Annotated in this window: 19 protein-coding genes; 5 read left to right on the top strand and 14 right to left on the bottom strand. The window is 63.3% G+C overall.

Features of this window, described 5'->3' with window-relative positions; translation table 11 throughout:
- Nucleotides 1-22 precede the first annotated feature (22 nt).
- The 11 genes from atpG to mnmG all read right to left on the bottom strand — a co-directional run bounded on the left by atpG (nt 23) and on the right by mnmG (nt 9,222).
- Complete coding sequence (gene atpG / locus LZ012_RS01785) at nt 23-883, bottom strand: F0F1 ATP synthase subunit gamma (RefSeq protein ID WP_275706917.1); 861 nt, start codon at nt 881-883, stop codon at nt 23-25.
- A 14-nt stretch (nt 884-897) separates the two neighbouring features.
- Complete coding sequence (gene atpA / locus LZ012_RS01780; protein WP_150428351.1) at nt 898-2,436, bottom strand: F0F1 ATP synthase subunit alpha; 1,539 nt, start codon at nt 2,434-2,436, stop codon at nt 898-900.
- Nucleotides 2,437-2,445: 9 nt separating this feature from the next.
- Nucleotides 2,446-2,982: a F0F1 ATP synthase subunit delta gene (locus tag LZ012_RS01775; protein WP_275706915.1), complete on the bottom strand. Its 537-nt coding sequence runs from the start codon at nt 2,980-2,982 to the stop codon at nt 2,446-2,448.
- 3 nt (nt 2,983-2,985) lie between these two features.
- Nucleotides 2,986-3,456, bottom strand: coding sequence for a F0F1 ATP synthase subunit B (locus LZ012_RS01770; protein ID WP_275706913.1), 471 nt, complete (start codon nt 3,454-3,456; stop codon nt 2,986-2,988).
- A 37-nt stretch (nt 3,457-3,493) separates the two neighbouring features.
- Nucleotides 3,494-3,754, bottom strand: a complete 261-nt coding sequence (atpE, locus tag LZ012_RS01765) for a F0F1 ATP synthase subunit C (protein WP_011289829.1) — start codon at nt 3,752-3,754, stop codon at nt 3,494-3,496.
- Nucleotides 3,755-3,822: 68 nt separating this feature from the next.
- The gene (gene atpB, locus LZ012_RS01760) at nt 3,823-4,623 is read right to left on the bottom strand and encodes a F0F1 ATP synthase subunit A (RefSeq protein WP_275706911.1); all 801 of its coding nucleotides are present in this window, start codon (nt 4,621-4,623) and stop codon (nt 3,823-3,825) included.
- A gap of 13 nt (nt 4,624-4,636) precedes the next feature.
- A complete protein-coding gene (locus tag LZ012_RS01755) occupies nt 4,637-4,993 on the bottom strand; it encodes an ATP synthase subunit I (protein WP_275706908.1) in 357 nt (118 codons plus the stop codon).
- A 119-nt stretch (nt 4,994-5,112) separates the two neighbouring features.
- On the bottom strand, nt 5,113-5,967 hold the full coding sequence (locus LZ012_RS01750) for a ParB/RepB/Spo0J family partition protein (RefSeq protein ID WP_275706906.1): 855 nt from the start codon (nt 5,965-5,967) through the stop codon (nt 5,113-5,115).
- The gene (locus LZ012_RS01745; protein ID WP_275706904.1) at nt 5,964-6,725 is read right to left on the bottom strand and encodes a ParA family protein; all 762 of its coding nucleotides are present in this window, start codon (nt 6,723-6,725) and stop codon (nt 5,964-5,966) included. Before LZ012_RS01745 ends, LZ012_RS01750 begins: the two co-directional genes overlap by 4 nt.
- Nucleotides 6,722-7,339, bottom strand: coding sequence for a 16S rRNA (guanine(527)-N(7))-methyltransferase RsmG (gene rsmG / locus LZ012_RS01740; protein ID WP_275706902.1), 618 nt, complete (start codon nt 7,337-7,339; stop codon nt 6,722-6,724). The genes LZ012_RS01745 and rsmG overlap by 4 nt, the downstream gene beginning before the upstream one ends.
- The gene (gene mnmG / locus LZ012_RS01735) at nt 7,336-9,222 is read right to left on the bottom strand and encodes a tRNA uridine-5-carboxymethylaminomethyl(34) synthesis enzyme MnmG (RefSeq protein ID WP_275706900.1); all 1,887 of its coding nucleotides are present in this window, start codon (nt 9,220-9,222) and stop codon (nt 7,336-7,338) included. Before mnmG ends, rsmG begins: the two co-directional genes overlap by 4 nt.
- A gap of 267 nt (nt 9,223-9,489) precedes the next feature.
- Here mnmG and LZ012_RS01730 point away from each other — a divergent pair, with 267 nt between their 5' ends.
- The 3 genes from LZ012_RS01730 (at nt 9,490) to yidD (ending at nt 12,321) form a co-directional block, all read left to right on the top strand.
- On the top strand, nt 9,490-10,767 hold the full coding sequence (locus tag LZ012_RS01730) for a cobyrinic acid a,c-diamide synthase CobB (protein WP_275706898.1): 1,278 nt from the start codon (nt 9,490-9,492) through the stop codon (nt 10,765-10,767).
- Nucleotides 10,768-10,870: 103 nt separating this feature from the next.
- Complete coding sequence (locus LZ012_RS01725; RefSeq protein ID WP_275706897.1) at nt 10,871-11,743, top strand: Tim44 domain-containing protein; 873 nt, start codon at nt 10,871-10,873, stop codon at nt 11,741-11,743.
- Between the two features lie 122 nt (nt 11,744-11,865).
- A complete protein-coding gene (yidD, locus tag LZ012_RS01720) occupies nt 11,866-12,321 on the top strand; it encodes a membrane protein insertion efficiency factor YidD (RefSeq protein ID WP_275706894.1) in 456 nt (151 codons plus the stop codon).
- Here yidD and LZ012_RS01715 read toward each other — a convergent pair.
- Nucleotides 12,305-13,789 carry a protein adenylyltransferase SelO gene (locus LZ012_RS01715; protein ID WP_275706892.1) on the bottom strand — a complete coding sequence of 495 codons (1,485 nt, stop codon included), beginning with the start codon at nt 13,787-13,789 and terminating at the stop codon, nt 12,305-12,307. The two genes, yidD and LZ012_RS01715, sit on opposite strands and share 17 nt — an antisense overlap.
- Nucleotides 13,790-13,871: 82 nt before the next feature.
- Here LZ012_RS01715 and LZ012_RS01710 point away from each other — a divergent pair, with 82 nt between their 5' ends.
- Nucleotides 13,872-14,111, top strand: a complete 240-nt coding sequence (locus LZ012_RS01710) for a hypothetical protein (protein ID WP_420839457.1) — start codon at nt 13,872-13,874, stop codon at nt 14,109-14,111.
- A gap of 30 nt (nt 14,112-14,141) precedes the next feature.
- Here the strand turns inward: LZ012_RS01710 and LZ012_RS01705 are convergent, their stop codons facing one another.
- Together LZ012_RS01705 and queC are read right to left on the bottom strand one after the other, a co-directional pair.
- Entirely contained in the window at nt 14,142-15,242 is a 1,101-nt protein-coding gene (locus tag LZ012_RS01705; RefSeq protein WP_275706890.1) for a YeeE/YedE family protein, read from the bottom strand.
- Nucleotides 15,243-15,244: 2 nt separating this feature from the next.
- Complete coding sequence (gene queC, locus LZ012_RS01700) at nt 15,245-15,922, bottom strand: 7-cyano-7-deazaguanine synthase QueC (protein WP_275706888.1); 678 nt, start codon at nt 15,920-15,922, stop codon at nt 15,245-15,247.
- 99 nt (nt 15,923-16,021) lie between these two features.
- On the opposite strand from queC, the gene LZ012_RS01695 reads away from it, so the two are divergent.
- Nucleotides 16,022-17,188, top strand: coding sequence for an ABC transporter substrate-binding protein (locus LZ012_RS01695; protein ID WP_275706886.1), 1,167 nt, complete (start codon nt 16,022-16,024; stop codon nt 17,186-17,188).
- Nucleotides 17,189-17,223 lie beyond the last annotated feature (35 nt).

The raw sequence follows: 17,223 nt of genomic DNA, 5'->3' as shown, positions 1-17,223 counted from the left end.
CCCAAAAATAAAAATCTACGCGTCACACCGCGGCAGCGCCGCTGACGATTTCCGAGAGTTCCTTGGTAATCGCAGCCTGACGGGCCTTGTTGTAAACCAGCTTCAAATCGCCGATTACGGTCTTGGCGTTGTCCGAAGCAGACTTCATGGCAACCATCCGGGCGGACTGCTCGGAGGCCATGTTTTCTGCGACGGCTTGATAAATCAATGCTTCGACATAGCGGATCAGCAGATCGTCGATGACCGACTTGGCTTCCGGTTCGTACACATAGTCCCACTTGTGCTGGGCACTGCCGACGGAATCGCCGGCCAGCGGGAGCAGTTGTTCGAACACCGGCTCCTGCTTCATCGTGTTGATGAAGCGGGTGTAGCCAATGTACAGCGCGTCAATCTCGCCCTTCATGTAGGCGTCGAGCTGTACCTTGACCGGTCCGATCAGCTTTTCCAGATGGGGCGTGTCGCCCAGGCCGGTCACGTGCGAGACGATCTTGGCGCCGGTGCGCTGCATGAAGCCGAAGCCCTTGTTGCCGATGCAGGTGGCCTGCAGTTTCTTGCCCTGAGACTCGAATTCCTTCATCTTCGCCACGGCGACACGCAGAAGGTTGGAGTTCAGACCGCCGCACAGACCCTTGTCCGAGGTGACCAGGATCAGACCAACGGAGGTCTGTTCGCGGTTCACCAGGAACGGGTGACGGTATTCGGTCAGAGCATGAGACAGGTTGCCTGCAACGCGCCGGATCTTCTCGCCATAGGGACGGGCAGCCCGCATCCGGTCCTGCGCCTTGCGCATTTTGGATGCGGCCACCATTTCCATGGCCTTGGTGATCTTGCGCGTATTTTCGACGCTCTTGATCTTGTTGCGAATTTCCTTGCCGCTAGGCATGGCGTTCTCCTAGATCAGACCCAGCTGCTCTTGAAAGCCTGGATGCCGGCAGCAAGTGCCTTCTCGGAATCGGCGCTCAGATCAGCGGTCGACTCCATGGTCTTCATGAGGTCGGCACAGTTGGTCTTCAGGTAACCGATCATGGCCTTTTCGCATTCCAGAGCACGCTTGACTTCGACATCGTCGAAGTAGCCCTTGTCAGCTGCGTAGAGCGTGACGGCCATTTCGGAGATGCTCATCGGCGAGTACTGCGGCTGCTTCATCAGCTCGGTAACCAGACGGCCACGTTCCAGCTGCTTGCGGGTCGCTTCGTCGAGGTCGGAAGCGAACTGGGCGAAAGCGGCAAGTTCGCGGTACTGGGCGAGGGCCAGACGGACACCGCCGCCGAGCTTCTTGATCAGCTTGGTCTGGGCAGCGCCACCGACGCGGGACACCGAGATACCGGCGTTGATCGCGGGACGGATACCGGCGTTGAAGAGGTCGGTTTCCAGGAAGATCTGGCCGTCGGTGATGGAGATCACGTTGGTCGGAACGAAGGCCGAAACGTCACCGGCTTGGGTTTCGATAACCGGCAGGGCGGTCAGCGAACCGGTCTTGCCCTTGATGGCGCCATTGCTGAGCTTCTCGACCCAGGCGGCGGAGACGCGAGCGGCGCGCTCCAGCAGACGGGAGTGGAGATAGAACACGTCGCCCGGGTAGGCTTCACGGCCCGGCGGACGGCGAAGCAGCAGGGAAACCTGACGGTAGCCCCAAGCTTGCTTGGTCAAGTCGTCGTAAATGATCAGGGCGTCTTCACCGGTGTCGCGGAAGTATTCGCCCATCGTGCAGCCGGCGTAAGGAGCCAGGTACTGCAGAGCGGCGGATTCCGAAGCCGGAGCGGCGACGACGATGGTGTATTCCATCGCGCCATGCTCTTCGAGCTTGCGAACGACGTTGGCGATGGTGGAAGCCTTCTGGCCGATAGCGACATAAACGCAGAACAGGCCTTTGCCCTTCTGGTTGATGATGGCGTCGACGGCGACGGCGGTCTTGCCGGTCTGGCGGTCGCCAATGATCAGCTCGCGCTGGCCACGACCGACCGGAACCATGGAGTCCACACACTTCAGACCGGTTTGCACCGGTTGGGAAACGGACTGACGCCAAATAACGCCCGGCGCGACCTTTTCGATCTTGTCGGTCAGCTTGGCATTGATCGGGCCCTTGCCGTCGATCGGCTGGCCGAGGGAGTTGACCACGCGACCCAGCAGTTCCGGGCCGACGGGGACTTCCAGAATGCGACCGGTGGTCTTGACCACGTCGCCTTCGGAAATGTGCTCGTATTCACCAAGAACAACGGCGCCGACGGAGTCACGCTCGAGGTTGAGCGCCATACCGAAGGTGTTGCCGGGGAATTCCAGCATTTCGCCCTGCATAACGTCTTGCAGGCCGTGCACACGGCAGATACCGTCGGTGACGGACACCACCGTGCCCTGCGTGCGCACTTCCGATGCGCCTTGCAGGTTCTGGATCTTGCTCTTGATCAGTTCAGAAATTTCGGAAGGATTCAACTGCATGAAATTCTCCTAGTTGTTCAGCGCCGTAGCCATGGCGTCAAGCTTGCCGCGGACTGAAGCATCCAGCATCTGGTCGCCAACGATCACCTTGATACCGCCGATCAGGGTCGGGTCAACCGACACTGCGGCTTCGAGCTTGGTCTTGAAGACGGCTTCGAGTTGCGGTACCAGGGCTTTCACCTGGTTATCATCGATCGGGAAGGCCGAAACGATTTCGGCCTGCTTGGTGCCTTCCTCAGCCTGCTTGTAGCTTTCGTACAAGCCGGCGATTTCCGGCAACAGCCCCAGACGGTCGTTGTTGGACAGCAGCTGGATGAAGTTCGCCAGCTCCGTACCTACCGCCGTACCACAGGCAGACCGGAAAAGGTCGACCAGTTGCGGGGCTGCCACGTTCGGATCGCCGACGGCCGCACGGGCTTCGGGATTGGCAGCCACCTGTCCCAGCAGGGCGACCTGCTCGGACCACTTGGCCAGATTGCCGCTTTCCTTGGCTGCGCGGAACAGCGCTTCGGCGTAAGGACGGGCGATAGTGACGGATTCAGCCATTGCTTACAGGTCCTGTTTCAGGGCGCCCAGCATTTCTGCATGTGCGGACGCATTGATTTCCTTGCGCAGGATCTTCTCGGCACCGGCAACCGCCAGTTCGGCGACGCGCTCACGCAATTGCTGCTTGGCACGTTCGACTTCCTGTTCGATTTCTGCCTTGGCGCCGGCGACGATTTTGTCAGCCTCAACCTTGGCATTGCCCTTGGCTTCTTCGACGATCTGTTGCGCACGCTTTTCGGCTTGAGCCACGAATTCCGCGGATTTCTCCTTGGCTTCACGCAGCGCATCAGCGGAACGCTTGGCAGCGAGTTCTTGCTCGTGCTTACCACGTTCGGCTGCAGCCAGGCCTTCAGCGATCTGTGCCTGACGGTCCGCCATTGCTTTTTGCAGCGGCGGCCAGACGTACTTCATCGTGATCCAGATGAAGAGGGCAAACCAGATTGCCTGGCCAATCAGTGTAGCGTTAATGTTCACGCCAACCTCCTGGTTATGAGAGTTTCAGGCGAGATTATTAGTGCAGCAGGGCCAGGAACGGATTGGCGAAGAGCAGGAACAGAGCGATACCAACACCGATCATGGTCACGGCGTCGAGCAGACCGGCGACGATGAACATCTTGACTTGCAGGGTGGGGATCATTTCCGGCTGACGGGCAGCGCCTTCCAGGAAGCGGCCGCCGAGGATACCGAAGCCGATAGCGGTGCCGAGAGCGCCGGCGCCGATCAGGATGGCCACAGCGATAGCGGTGTTGGAGAGAACGGTTGCGAGTTCCATGTTTACTCCTCAGTAGGGTAGGTTTATTGCAGGGTTAAAGTTAAAAACTACGGAAAAACAAAAACTACTTAGTGCGACTCTGCGGCCATCGACATGTACACGATGGTCAGCATCATGAACACGAAGGCTTGCAGGGTAATGATCAGGATGTGGAACAGTTCCCAGGGCAAAGCCAGCGGCAACTGATACAGACCCAGCAGAGCGATCAGGATGAACACCATTTCGCCGGCATACATGTTGCCGAACAGACGCAGAGACAGCGAAATCGGACGGGCGATTTCTTCGACGACGCGGAACAGGAAGTTGACCGGGGCGAGCTTGGCGCCGAACGGGACGGTGAACACTTCGTGCATGAAATGGCCGAGACCCTTGACCTTCAGACCCATGAACAGGGAGATGAAGAAGACGCTGATCGACATGCCGAAGGTCAGGTTGGGGTCGGTGGTCGGCACGAACTTGAACGGCAGGTGCTCGTTGCCGGTAACCTTTTGGGCGACGAAGGGCAGGAAATCGACCGGGATCAAGTCCATGGCGTTCATCACGAACACCCAGACGAAGATGGTGATGGCCAGCGGGGTAACCAGGGCGCTGCGGCCGTGGAAGGTGTCGCGCACCTGCTGGTCGACGAGGCCGACGACCATTTCGACGAAATTCTGACCCTTGGACGGGATGCCGGCGCTGGCCTTGCTGGCCAGCATGGCCATCAGGCCGAAGACGACCAGACCGAGAACCCCGGACACCAGAAGGGTGTCCAGATGGAAGGACCAGAAGCCCTTGCACACACCGTCAACCTTGGCGCTGTCAGCGCAGACGACGAGGTTGGTGAGGTGGTGTTGTATGTAACCTGCGGTACCGCCTTCAGCGCTCATGATTTCTCCAGACCTAGCGTTGCTTCAAGAGTGCCATCCAGAAGATGACCAATGTTGATGCGTAACCAAGGAAGAGCGGAAATACCGACACTTCCTTGAACTTCAAAAACACAAGAGCGAAGCCAATGAGCGTGAGTAGAAACTTGAACCCCTCGCCCGCTGTCTGCGCCCGGTAAGCCTTTACCGGGTCAAGACCGACATTCATCCGCATGGCTCTCAGTACGTAGCCAAGGTTTGCGATGATGCCGATTGATCCCCCGATCAGAACCGAGATACCTGCAATTTCACTAAACATCAGCCATGCCGCGAGGGCGAGAATGATGGTCAATGCCGCCTGGCGACTGAGAATCCAGCTTACCTGCGGGTGCAAGGAATACCTCGATCAAAAACCCCGAGAGTGTAACCAAGTCTTACATAAGAGTCAATTTCTGCGGCGCACAAATTAAGGGTTTTCCCGTAAAGACAGGTGGTTGTGATTAGTGGAATCAATTAAACGGTGAACCGGGAAATCAGGCCGTCGAGCTGTTCCAGGCTGCCGAATTCGATGGTCACCTTGCCGGCCCCCTTCTTGTTGGTGCTGATCAGGACATTGGCCCCGAGGCCGTCGGCGAGTTCTTCCTGCAGGCGCAGCAGATCGCGGTCGACCGGCTTGGCCGCCGGTTTTTTCGGCGGGTTGGTGATCTGCTGGACGAGGCGCTCGGCCTCGCGTACCGACAGGCCATGCTGAACGATGCGCTGGGCGATGGCGACCTGCTGGGCGCCGTTGAGCGGCAGCAGGGCGCGGGCGTGGCCCATGTCCAGCTTGCCTGTCATCAACAGTTCCTGGACCGGGGCGCTCAGCTGCAACAGGCGCAGCAGGTTGCTGGCAGCGGGGCGCGAGCGGCCGACGGCATCGGCGGCCTGCTGGTGGGTCAGGCCGAATTCGTCGATCAGGCGCTGCAGGCCTTGGGCTTCCTCGAGCGGATTGAGGTTCTCGCGCTGGATATTCTCGATCAGCGCCATGGCCAACGCCTGCTCGTCCGGAATGCTGCGCACGAGGACCGGCACTTCGGCGAGGCCGGCCAGCTGTGCGGCGCGCCAGCGACGTTCGCCGGCGACGATTTCGTAGCGCTCGGCGCCCGGCGTGCCGCTGACGGCACGGACGAGGATGGGTTGCATGACGCCCTGGGCCTTGATCGAGGCAGCGAGCTCGGCCAGGGATTCCTGATCCATGTGGGTGCGCGGCTGGTACTTGCCGGGCTTCAGGCGTTCGACCGGCAGGTTGCGCAGTTCGTCGTCGGCCTTGGCGTCGCTGCCGGCGAGCAGGGCGTCGAGGCCGCGGCCGAGTCCTTTCATCTTGATCATGCGGCGCTCCTTTCGAGAATTTCCTTGGCGAGGGCGCTGTAGGCCTGGGCGCCCCTCGAGTTCTTGTCGAAGGCGATTACGGGCTTGCCGTAGGACGGGGCTTCGGCCAGGCGGACATTGCGCGGCACGATGGTCTGGTAGACCTTGTCGCCGAAGTGGCTTTCCAGTTCGTTCGAGACCTGCTGGGTCAGCGTGCTCTGGCCGTTGTACATGGTGCGCAGCAGGCCCTCGATTTCGAGGCGCGAATTGAGGTGATGGCGCACCTTGCGCAAGGTCTCGACCAAGTCGGACAGGCCTTCAAGCGCGTAGTACTCGCACTGCATCGGGATCAACACCGAATCGGCGGCGACCAGCGCATTGACGGTGAGCATGTTGAGTGCCGGCGGACAGTCGATGAGGACGAAGTCGTACTCGGCGTGATTCTGCTGCAGGGCCTGCTTGAGGCGATATTCGCGCTTGTCCAGTTCGATCAGCTCGACCTCGGCGCCGGCCAGTTCGCGGTTGGCGGGCAGCACGTCGAAGGCGAAATCGGTGTTGATGCAGACTTCGACCAGCGTCGCGGCACCGATCAGCAACTGGTAGACGGTGGGCAGCGCTTCCTTCTTGGTGATCCCGGCGCCGGTCGTGGCGTTGCCCTGCGGGTCCATGTCGATGAGCAGGACGCGCTTGCCTTCGGCACCCAGCGAGGCGGCGAGATTGACGGCTGTCGTGGTCTTGCCGACACCGCCTTTCTGGTTGGTAATGGCGAGTACTTTCATGAGCCCGCTTTCAGGATGATGAGATGTCTTTCGGCGTCGAGGCAGGGAACGTGCAGCGGAATGACGGATTCCACGCTGACGTCGGCCGGCAGGGCAGCGATTTCTTCGTCCGGTCGAATGCCCTTCATGGCCAGCCAGCGGCCGCCGGGCGCCAGCAGATGGCGGGTCAGGCTGACGAACAAGCCGATTTCGGCGAAGGCGCGCGAGCTGATCTGGGCGTACTGGCCGCTCATTTCCTCGACGCGGGCATGATGGGCCGTGACGTTTTTCAGGCCCAGCTCGATGGCCGCCTGCTGCAGGAAGGTGGCTTTTTTCTGCACGGTATCGACCATGCTGACGGACAGTTCGGGCTTGGCGATAGCCAGCGGAATGCCGGGCAGGCCGCCGCCGCTGCCGACGTCGAGCAGCGGGCCATCACCGACGTGCGGCAGGATGGCCAGCGAGTCGAGCAGGTGGTGCGAGACGGCCTGGGCCGGATCGCGCAGGGCGGTCAGGTTGTAGGTCTTGTTCCACTTGAGCAGCAGGTCGCGGAAGGCGAGCAGCTTGTGCTGCGCCGCGGCGGGCAACTCGATTCCGAGGTCGGCGAGGCCGGCGGCGAGGGCGTCCTGGCTCATGCGGCAGACCACAGGTTGTAGCGCTTCAGGTGGATCAGCAGCAGCGAAATGGCGGCCGGCGTGATGCCCTGGATGCGCGACGCCTGGCCTATGGTCTGCGGCTTGTGCTGGGTCAGTTTCTGCTTGACCTCGTTGGACAGGCCGGCGACGCTGCCGTAGTCGAGATCGGCCGGCAGCACGGTGTTCTCGTAGCTGGCCGACTTGGCGACTTCCTCAGCCTGGCGGTCGATGTAGCCCTGGTACTTGGCGGAGATTTCCAGTTGCTCGACGACCAGCGGATCGTTTTGCGCCTCGCCGGCGCCGGGCAGGGTGAGCAACTGGGCGTACGACACTTCCGGGCGGCGGAGCAGTTCGAACAGGTTGTATTCGTGCTCGATGGCCTTGCCCAGCACGCGGATGCAGTCTTCGGCCGGGGTGATCTTGGGATTGACCCAGGTCGATTTCAGGCGTTCCTGTTCGCCGGCGATGGCGTCGCGCTTGCGGCAGAAGGCATCCCAGTGGGCATCGTCGACTAGGCCAAGTTGGCGGCCCTGTTCGGTCAGACGCAGGTCGGCGTTGTCTTCGCGCAGGGAGAGGCGGTATTCGGCGCGGCTGGTGAACATCCGGTAGGGATCGGCGACGCCGCGCGTGATCAGGTCGTCGACCAGCACGCCGAGGTAGGCCTCGTTGCGCTTCGGGCACCAGCCGCCCTCGCCGCGCACGTAGCGCACGGCGTTGATGCCGGCGAGCAGACCCTGGGCGGCGGCTTCCTCGTAACCGGTGGTGCCGTTGATCTGGCCGGCGAAGAACAGGCCGTGGATGGCCTTGGTCTCCAGCGTGTCCTTCAGGCCACGGGGGTCGTAGAAGTCGTATTCGATGGCGTAGCCGGGGCGCAGGATGTGCACGTTTTCCATGCCGCGGATGGAGCGCACCAGCGCCAGCTGGATGTCGAAGGGCAGGCTGGTGGACACGCCGTTCGGGTAAATCTCATGCGTGGTCAGGCCTTCCGGTTCGAGGAAGACGTTGTGCTGGTTCTTGTTGGCGAAACGGTGGATCTTGTCTTCGATCGACGGGCAGTAGCGCGGACCGACGCCTTCGATGACGCCGGTGTACATCGGCGAACGGTCCAGCCCGCTGCGGATGATGTCGTGCGTGCGCTCGTTGGTTTCGGTGATCCAGCACGGCAGCTGCTTCGGGTGCTGGGCGGCGTTGCCGAGGAAGGAGAACACCGGCAGCGGGTCGTCCGAGTGCTGCTCTTCCATGACTGAGAAATCGATGGTCTTGCCGTCCAAGCGCGGCGGCGTGCCGGTTTTCAGGCGGCCCTGCGGCAGGTTCAGTTCCTTCAGGCGGGCGGCCAGCGATACCGAGGGTGGATCGCCCATGCGGCCACCGGTGTAGTTTTCCAGCCCGACGTGGATCTTGCCGTTCAGGAAGGTGCCAGCGGTCAGCACCACGGCGTCGGCCATGAAGCGGATGCCGAGCTGGGTCACCGCGCCGCAGACCTTGTCGCCTTCGACGATCAGGTCGTCGCAGGCCTGGGCGAAAATGGTCAGCTTGGGCTGGTTTTCCAGCCGCATGCGGATGGCCTGCTTGTACAGCACGCGGTCGGCCTGGGCGCGGGTGGCGCGAACGGCCGGGCCTTTCGAGGCGTTGAGGATGCGGAACTGGATGCCCGATTCGTCGGTCGCCGCCGCCATGGCGCCGCCCAGCGCATCGACCTCGCGCACCAGATGGCCCTTGCCGATGCCGCCGATCGATGGGTTGCAGCTCATCGCCCCCAGGGTGTCGAGGTTGTGTGTCAGCAACAGCGTGTTTGCACCCGCCCGCGCTGCGGCAAGCGCAGCCTCGGTGCCGGCGTGACCGCCGCCGACGACGATGACATCGAAACGGGTGGGATAGAGCATGGAAGTGGCTTTGTTGCAGCGCAGTAGCGGACCGCGGATTTTACGTCAGGTCGCTGAAAAATCACAGGTTTGCGCTGTCTCTGGCATGCCGTGAACAGCCTGGCGCCACCCCACCGCACGTCGCCGCCGGGCAATACTGCTATCCTGACGGCCCGCATAGCCGGGTGTTCTTCAGGTCTGATAGCGTTCCGCCCTGAAAGTGCATGCCTTATCCACAAAGACCGAAGCGAAGTAGCCCTGCTTTGGCCGCAACAAGTCGTGACCGCCATGCCCCACTGCCCCGCTTTACTCATTGCTGCCCCGGCCTCTGGCCAGGGCAAGACAACCATTACCGCAGCTTTGGCCCGCCTGCATGCCCGCCAGGGCCGCCGGGTCACCGTCTTCAAATGCGGCCCGGATTTTCTCGATCCGCAAATCCACGCCTTCGCCTCGGGGCGCCCCTGCCAGAACCTCGACCTCGGCATGTGTGGCGAGGCCGACGCCCGCTGGCGGCTGGCGCAGGCATCGGCTGATTCCGACCTGATCCTGATCGAAGGCGTCATGGGCCTGTTCGACGGCCAGCCGTCGGCGGCCGACATCGCCGAGCGTTTCGCCATTCCGGTCATGGCCCTGATCGATGCCGGCAAGATGGCGCAGACCTTTGGCGCCGTCGCCCATGGTCTAGCCAGCTACCGGCCCGGCCTGCCCTTCGCTGGTGTGTTGGCCAACCGGGTCGGCAGCCCGCGCCACGCCGACATGCTGAAGGACAGCCTGCCGGCCGGCATGGGTTGGTTCGGCGCCCTGCCCAAAAGCGACGACAGCCTGCCTGAGCGCCACCTCGGTTTGCTGCAGGCGGCGGAAATCGACGATCTCGGCGCACGCCTCGACAAGCTGGCCGATGCGCTGGCCGCCAGCGCCAGCGTCGATCTGCCGGCGGCGGTCGATTTCCCCGCCGCTGACGCGCCGTCCGTGGCGCCGCTGCTCGCTGGCAAAACGGTGGCCATCGCCCACGATGCCGCCTACGGCTTCATCTACCCGGCCAATGTCGACGCCCTGCGCCGTCTCGGCGCCGACCTCGCCTTCTTCTCGCCGGTCGCCGGCGATGCGCTGCCGGCGTGCGATGCGGTATGGCTGCCGGGCGGCTATCCGGAACTGCATGCCGCGGTGATCGGCGACAACCGTGCGCTGTGGCAGCAGTTGCACGCCCACGTTGATGCCGGCAAGCCGCTGCTCGCCGAGTGCGGCGGCATGATGAGCCTGTTCGACGAGGTGGTGGACAAGGCCGGTACCGCCCATCGCTTCGGCGGCCTGCTGCCCGGCCGCTCGGTCATGCAGCAGCGCCTGGCAGCGCTCGGTACGCAGTTCGTCGACCTGCCCGAGGGCCGGCTGTTCGGCCACACCTTTCATTACTCGAAAAGCGAGTCGCCGCTGCAACCGTTGGCCCGGGCACAAACGGCCGATGGGCGCGACGGCGAGGCGATCTTCCGGCGGAACCGGCTGACCGCTTCCTATGTCCACTTTTACTTCCCGTCCAATCCGCTTGCCGTCGCCGGCTTGCTCGGCTGATTCTTCGAAAATACCGAAGAATAACAACTGATATGCCTGTTAATTTTGATCGTGGACTGCGGTTACACTACGCCGGTCGATTCCCACAGATAGGAGACAAAGGATGAAAAACTTCATGATGATGGCCGCGGCGCTGGTGCTCGGTCTTACCCTGCATATCAACGATGCCGAGGCCAAGCGCCTGGGCGGCGGCACCTCGTCGGGCATGCAGCGCCAGTCGGTAGCGCCGAGCAACACGACGCGTCAGGCCACCCCGGCCCAGACGCCGCAACAACAGGCGGCGCCCGCTCCGGCGGCTGCCGGTCAGCCCGCTGCGCAGCCCAAGCGTTCGTGGATGGGCCCGCTCGCCGGCCTGGCCGCCGGTATCGGCCTCGCCGCGCTGGCTTCGCACTTCGGCTTCGGCGCCGAACTGGCCAATTTCATGATGATGGCTCTGCTCGCCATGGTCGTCATCGGCGTGATCGGTTTCTTCATGCGCAAGAAGGCGGCAGCGCAGGGTAACGGCATGCAGTACGCCGGGGCCGGTGCGCCGTATGGCGGCAACGCCCAACAAGACTTCACGCCGGCCGGTGGTTCCGCTGCCGCCTCGACCGCTGCCAACATCCCGGCCGGTTTCGATGTCGAAGGCTTTGTCCGCAACGCCAAGGTCAATTTCATCCGTCTGCAGGCTTCCAACGACGCCGGCAATCTGGACGACATCCGCGAATTCACGTCGCCGGAAATGTTCGCCGAGATCAAGATGGGCATGGCCGAGCGTGGCAACGCCAAGCAGGAAACCGACGTCGTCCAGCTCAACGCCGAAGTGCTCGACGTCGCCGAGGAAACCAATCGCTACATCGTCAGCGTCCGCTTCAACGGCCTGATTCGCGAGGAGAAGGATGCGGCGGCCGCCCCGTTCGACGAAATCTGGCACATGACCAAGCCGACAGACAACAGCCGCGGCTGGGTGCTGGCCGGTATCCAGCAAGTCCAGTAAGCGCACTAGCGCAAACTATCGAAAGCCGGCGGCAAACATCCGCCGGCTTTTTTTCGCCCGGAATTCGGTCAATCGGCGAATTGCCGGGTTCGCTTTGCCCGCTTTTCCCGGAAAGTCAGGCCATGCAAGCACTCGCCCTCGCCGCAATCCGCTTCTATCAGCGGCACCTTTCGCCGCGCAAAGGCTACTGTTGCGCCTATCGCCACCATACTGGCCGGGCCAGCTGCTCCCAGCTCGGCTATCGCGCCATCCGGCGCCTCGGTCTGTGGCGCGGGTTGGCCGCCCTCCGCGTCCGTCTCGGTCACTGCGGCATTGCCCATCGCCGCTACTCACGCCGCGGATTGGCCGTGGGCAGGCAGGCCGGCTTCGGCGATTGTGCCTGCGACCTGCCGTGCGATCTGGATGCCGGCACCGCCTGCGATCTGGCCGGCAACCTGCCTTGCGACTGCGGGCTGGACTGGCCGGGGTCGGAGAAACGGAAGGAAGGCGAGCAGCATGTCCACATCCCGCCAGCTACCGGCCAGGATGCGGTTCACGAGCGGGTGGCGGACGACGGTCGGGTCAGCTCGAACAGCTGACTTCCAGGCCGTTCGCCCAGTCCGGCGGCAGGGCGGCGTAAGCGGCGTATTCCGGCTGTTCGTCGTAGGGCTGGCGCAGGCAGGCGAGCAGGCGCTGCACCTCGGTATAGTCGCCGCTCCGCGCCTTGCGGATAGCGACTTCGGCCAACCAGTTGCGCAGCACGTACTTGGGGTTGGCGGCGCGCATGGCGGCTTGCCGCTCGGCGTCGTCCCACGGCGTCCGGGCCAGGCGTGCCCGCCAGTTCTCCAGCCAGGCATCGCAGGCGGCGCGGTCGACAAACATGTCGCGCAGGGCGGCATCGTTGGCATTCGCCGTGCCCGACAAGCCGGACAGGGTGCGGAAGAACAGCGTGAAATCGGGCCGGTGCTGCTGCAGGAAGCCAAAGGTTTCGCCGATGAAGGTTTCGTCGTCCGGCTGCCCGTCGCGCAGGCCGAGCTTGGCCCTCATCAGCCGCTCGAAGCTGGCCTCGAAGGCGTCGCCGAAGGTTTCATCGATCGCCTGGCGCGCCGGCAAGGCGCCGCCGACTAGGCTGTGCAGCGCGTCGGCCAGGCAATACAGGTTCCATTGCGCGACATGTGGCTGGTTGCGATAGGTGTAGCGGCCGCGATGGTCGGAGTGGTTGCAGATGTGGCCGGCGTCGAAGGCTTCCATGAAACCGAAGGGACCGTAGTCGAGCGTCAGGCCGAGGATGGACATGTTGTCGGTATTCATCACGCCATGCATGAAGCCGACCGCCATCCACTGCGCGATCAGTTCGCCGGTACGCCGGGACACGTCGCGCAGCAGGGCGTCGTACGGGTTGGCCGCGGTTCGGCATTCCGGGCGGAAGGTGTCGATGACGTAGTCGGCCAGCTGGCGGAGTTCGACATCCCGGTCGCGCGACGACCAGTGCTCGAAGGAGCCGAAACGGACGAAGCCCTGGGCGACGCGGGTCACCACGGCGGCGGTCTCGACTTCCTCGCGATAGACCGGATGATCGGCACCGATCACGCACAGGGCCCGCGTCGTCGGAATGCCGAGGCCAGCCATCGCCTCGGAACACAGGAATTCGCGGATCGACGAGCGCAAGACCGCTCGCCCGTCGGCGCCGCGCGAATACGGGGTGCGCCCGGCGCCCTTGAGCTGGATTTCCCAGTGGCCGAGTTCGTTGCGCAGGCCGCCGAGCAGGTGCGCCCGGCCATCGCCGAGTTGCCCGGCCCAGACCCCGAACTGGTGGCCGGAATAGACGGCGGCCAGCGGATCGCTGCCCGGCAGCAGGCGGTTGCCGACAAAAATCTCGGCGAATTGCGGGCTGTCCAAGAGTTCCGCAGGCAGGCCGAGCAGGGCGGCGACATCGTTGCTGACTGCAACGACATAGGGCTCAGGCAATGGGTGCGGCGCCAGGCGGGTGTAGAAGGCGCCGGGTAGGGCGGCAAAGCTGTTGTCGAAGACAGGAAGTTCCGGCAGCGGGGATTCGGGGGCGTTCATTGGGCCTTTGTCGGTTATGCATCACAGGTGAGCATTTCGACAGGGCGCAACAAAAAACGTGCCCGTAAAAAGCAGCTTAAGCTTGACGCGCTACACTGTCGCCATGCGCCACTACCCCGCTTCCTTCCTGATCCTCTCCGGGCTCGGCATCCTGTGCGCCATTCCCGGCGCAATCAGCCTCGCCGGCTTCGGTGCCGCCATTCACCCGGTTCTCGACGATCCGATGGCCGGATTGGCCTTCATCGTCTCGGCCATCGCCCTGATCGGCTCCGGCGCCTTTCCGCTGGTCCTCGAGAAACTGAAGGAAAACGAGGGCGCCTGAACGCCCGCCGACCGACTGTCGCCCGGTCGCTCAGGCTTGGCGCAGCAGCCGCCAGTACTGAAATTTGAGCATGGCCGCGGCCCCGGCGACGATCGCTGCGAAGGTGATGATGGAACCCAACGCCAGGGTCGAGAAGCCGGAGATACCCTGGCCGACCGTGCAGCCCATGGCGACGACGCCACCGAAGCCCATCAGCGCGGCGCCGATCAAGTGGCTGGCGGTATCCTCGACGCTGGCGAAGCCTTCCCAGCGGAAATTTCCGGTCGCGATGCTCCACACGAAGGAGCCGGCCACGACGCCGAGCGCAGTGGCGATGCCGAAACTCACCGTGCGGCTGGTGTCCGACCACAGCATCAGCAATTCCAGCGTATAGGCCAGCGGCGCGACGAAGGAGAGCGCTTCCATGCGCCCGCTGTTGGTGGCGATGAAGGCTTCTTCCAGGGTTTCCGGATGCTCGGCGACGTAACCGATGTGGCCGCTGACATACCAGGCGGCAACCACCAGCAGGCCGGTGCCGAGGCCGCCGAGCAGGCGGTCGAAAGTCCAGAATTCGCGGTTGGCCAGGCAGAAAGCAGTCAGGCCGCCGCCGATGCCGAGCACGGCCAGCCAGAAGGCGGTCTGCGGGGCCAGGCCGGCACCGGTCAGCAAAGCCGGGATGTCCTGGCCGTCAGGCAGGAAGATGGCTGCCTTTTCCAACACATTGACCCGGAAGACGCCGAAGATGCCGCGCAGGGTCATATAGGCGACGAGGCCCAGGGTCAGGAAGACCACCACCGATTTGAGGCTGCCACCGCCGATGCGGATCAGCGTTTTCGAGCCACAGCCCGACGCCAGCACCATGCCGATGCCGAAACAGAAACCGCCGACCAGGTAGGACAGCCAGGTGAAGTTAGGCGTGCGGTAGATGGACTTGGCAAGGTCGATCTGGCCGGTTGCATGCAAGGAGCCGGCGCCCAGAATGGCGATGCCGATGGCCAGCAGCCACATGCGCATGCGGCCCCAGTCGCCCATGTTGACGATGTCGGACACCGCGCCCATGGTGCAGAAACAGGTCTTGCGGCCGATGGCGCCGAACACGAAGGCGACGGCGAAGGCCAGCCACAGCACGGTGTTGGCCGACACGCTCGCCATGCTCAGGCGCGGTACAGGGTGGGGTCGGCCACGCCGGCGGCGGCAAAGCCCTCGGCGCGCAGGCGGCAGGAATCGCAGGCGCCGCAGGCACGGCCCTCGCTGTCGGCCTGGTAGCACGACACGGTGAGGCCGTAATCGACGCCGAGCGCCGTACCGGTGCGGATGATGTCGGCCTTGGACAAGTCGATCAGCGGGGCGTGGATGGTCAGCTTGTGGCCCTCGACACCGAACTTGGTGGCAAGGTTGGCCATTTTTTCGAAGGCGGCGATGTATTCGGGGCGGCAGTCCGGGTAGCCGGAGTAATCGACGGCATTGACCCCGACGAAAATGTCCATGCTGCCCAGCACTTCGGCCCAGGCCAGGGCCAGCGACAGCATGATGGTGTTGCGGGCCGGCACGTAGGTGACCGGGATGCCCGGCTGCACGCCTTCGGTGGGCACGGCGATCGAGGTATCGGTCAGGGCCGAACCGCCGAACTGGGCGAGGCCCAGGCTCAGCACGCGGTGTTCGCGGGCGCCCAGCGCCTGGACCACGCGTTCGGCCGCCTTCAGCTCGGCGTTGTGGCGCTGGCCGTAGTCGAAGGACAGGCAATAGGCATCGAAGCCCTGGCTGCGGGCGATGGCGAGGCAGGTGGCGGAATCGAGACCACCGGAAAGGAGTACGACGGCTGGCTTCATCATGGGGCGCGAATATACCCGAAAATGACTAGAGACCGCGACGGTATCTGCTTGTTCCTGCGCTACAATTTGCCGCTTTAGCCCACCAGCCCGGAGATTTCGATGATGCCTCGCCTGACTGCCCTAGCTGCTGCCCTGCTGCTGGCCGGTTCCGTCCACGCCGCCGACAAGATCAAGGTCGGCCTGGTATCCACCCTGTCCGGCCCCGGCGCCGGTCTCGGCGTCGATATCCGCGACGGTTTCCAGCTCGGCATCAAGCACCTGAACGGCAAGCTGGGCAACCTGCCGGCCGAAGTGATCGTCGCCGACGACCAGCAGAATCCGGACATCGCCAAGCAGGCCGCCGACAAGATGCTGAAGAAGGACAAGGTCGATTTCATGACCGGCATCGTCTTCTCCAACATCATGCTCGCCGTCGGGCCGGCCGTCTTCCAGAACCAGACCTTCTACATTTCGGCCAATGCCGGCCCGTCGCAATACGCCGGCGAGCAGTGCAATCCCTTCTTCTTCAACGTCGCCTGGCAGAACGACAACCTGCACGAGGCGGTAGGCAAGATCGTGCAGGACAAGGGCTACAAGAACGTCGTGATCGTCACGCCAAACTACCCGGGCGGCAAGGATGCGGTGTCCGGCTTCCGTCGCTACTACAAGGGCAACGTCACCGAAGAGATTTACACCAAGCTCGGCCAGCTCGACTACGCCGCTGAACTGGCGCAGATTCGCAGCATCAAGCCGGACGCCCTGTTCTTCTTCCTGCCGGGCGGCATGGGCATCAACTTCGTCAAGCAGTTCGTCTCGGCCGGCCTGTCGCGTGACACTCAGCTCTTCGCTCCCGGCTTCTCGGCCGATGAGGACGTGATCAAGGCGGTCGGCGGCTCGATGCTCGGCATGTTCAACTCGTCGCACTGGGCGCACGACATGGACAATCCGGAGAACAAGCGCTTCGTCGCCGACTTCCAGAAGGAATACGGCCGCCTGCCCTCGCTCTACGCTTCGCAAGGCTACGACGCGGCGCTGATGATGGACGGCGCAGTGCGCGACGTGAAGGGCCATGTCGAAGACAAGAAGGCCCTGCAGAAGGCGCTCGAAGCCAAGCACTTCAAATCGGTGCGCGGCGACTTCAAGTTCAACACCAATCACTACCCGGTGCAGAACTACTATCTGCGCGCCATCGGCAAGGATGCCGGCGGCCGCGTGACCAACAAGACCATGGGCACCATCTTCACCAATCACGCCGATGCCTACGTGGCGCAGTGCAAGATGAAGTAAGCCTGACGGCAGCCGGGCAACCGGCTGCCGCCGTT

Source organism: Dechloromonas hankyongensis, assembly GCF_022012295.1.
Taxonomy (GTDB): Bacteria; Pseudomonadota; Gammaproteobacteria; order Burkholderiales; family Rhodocyclaceae; genus Azonexus; species Azonexus hankyongensis.
This window is presented reverse-complemented; position numbering and strand designations above follow the sequence as displayed.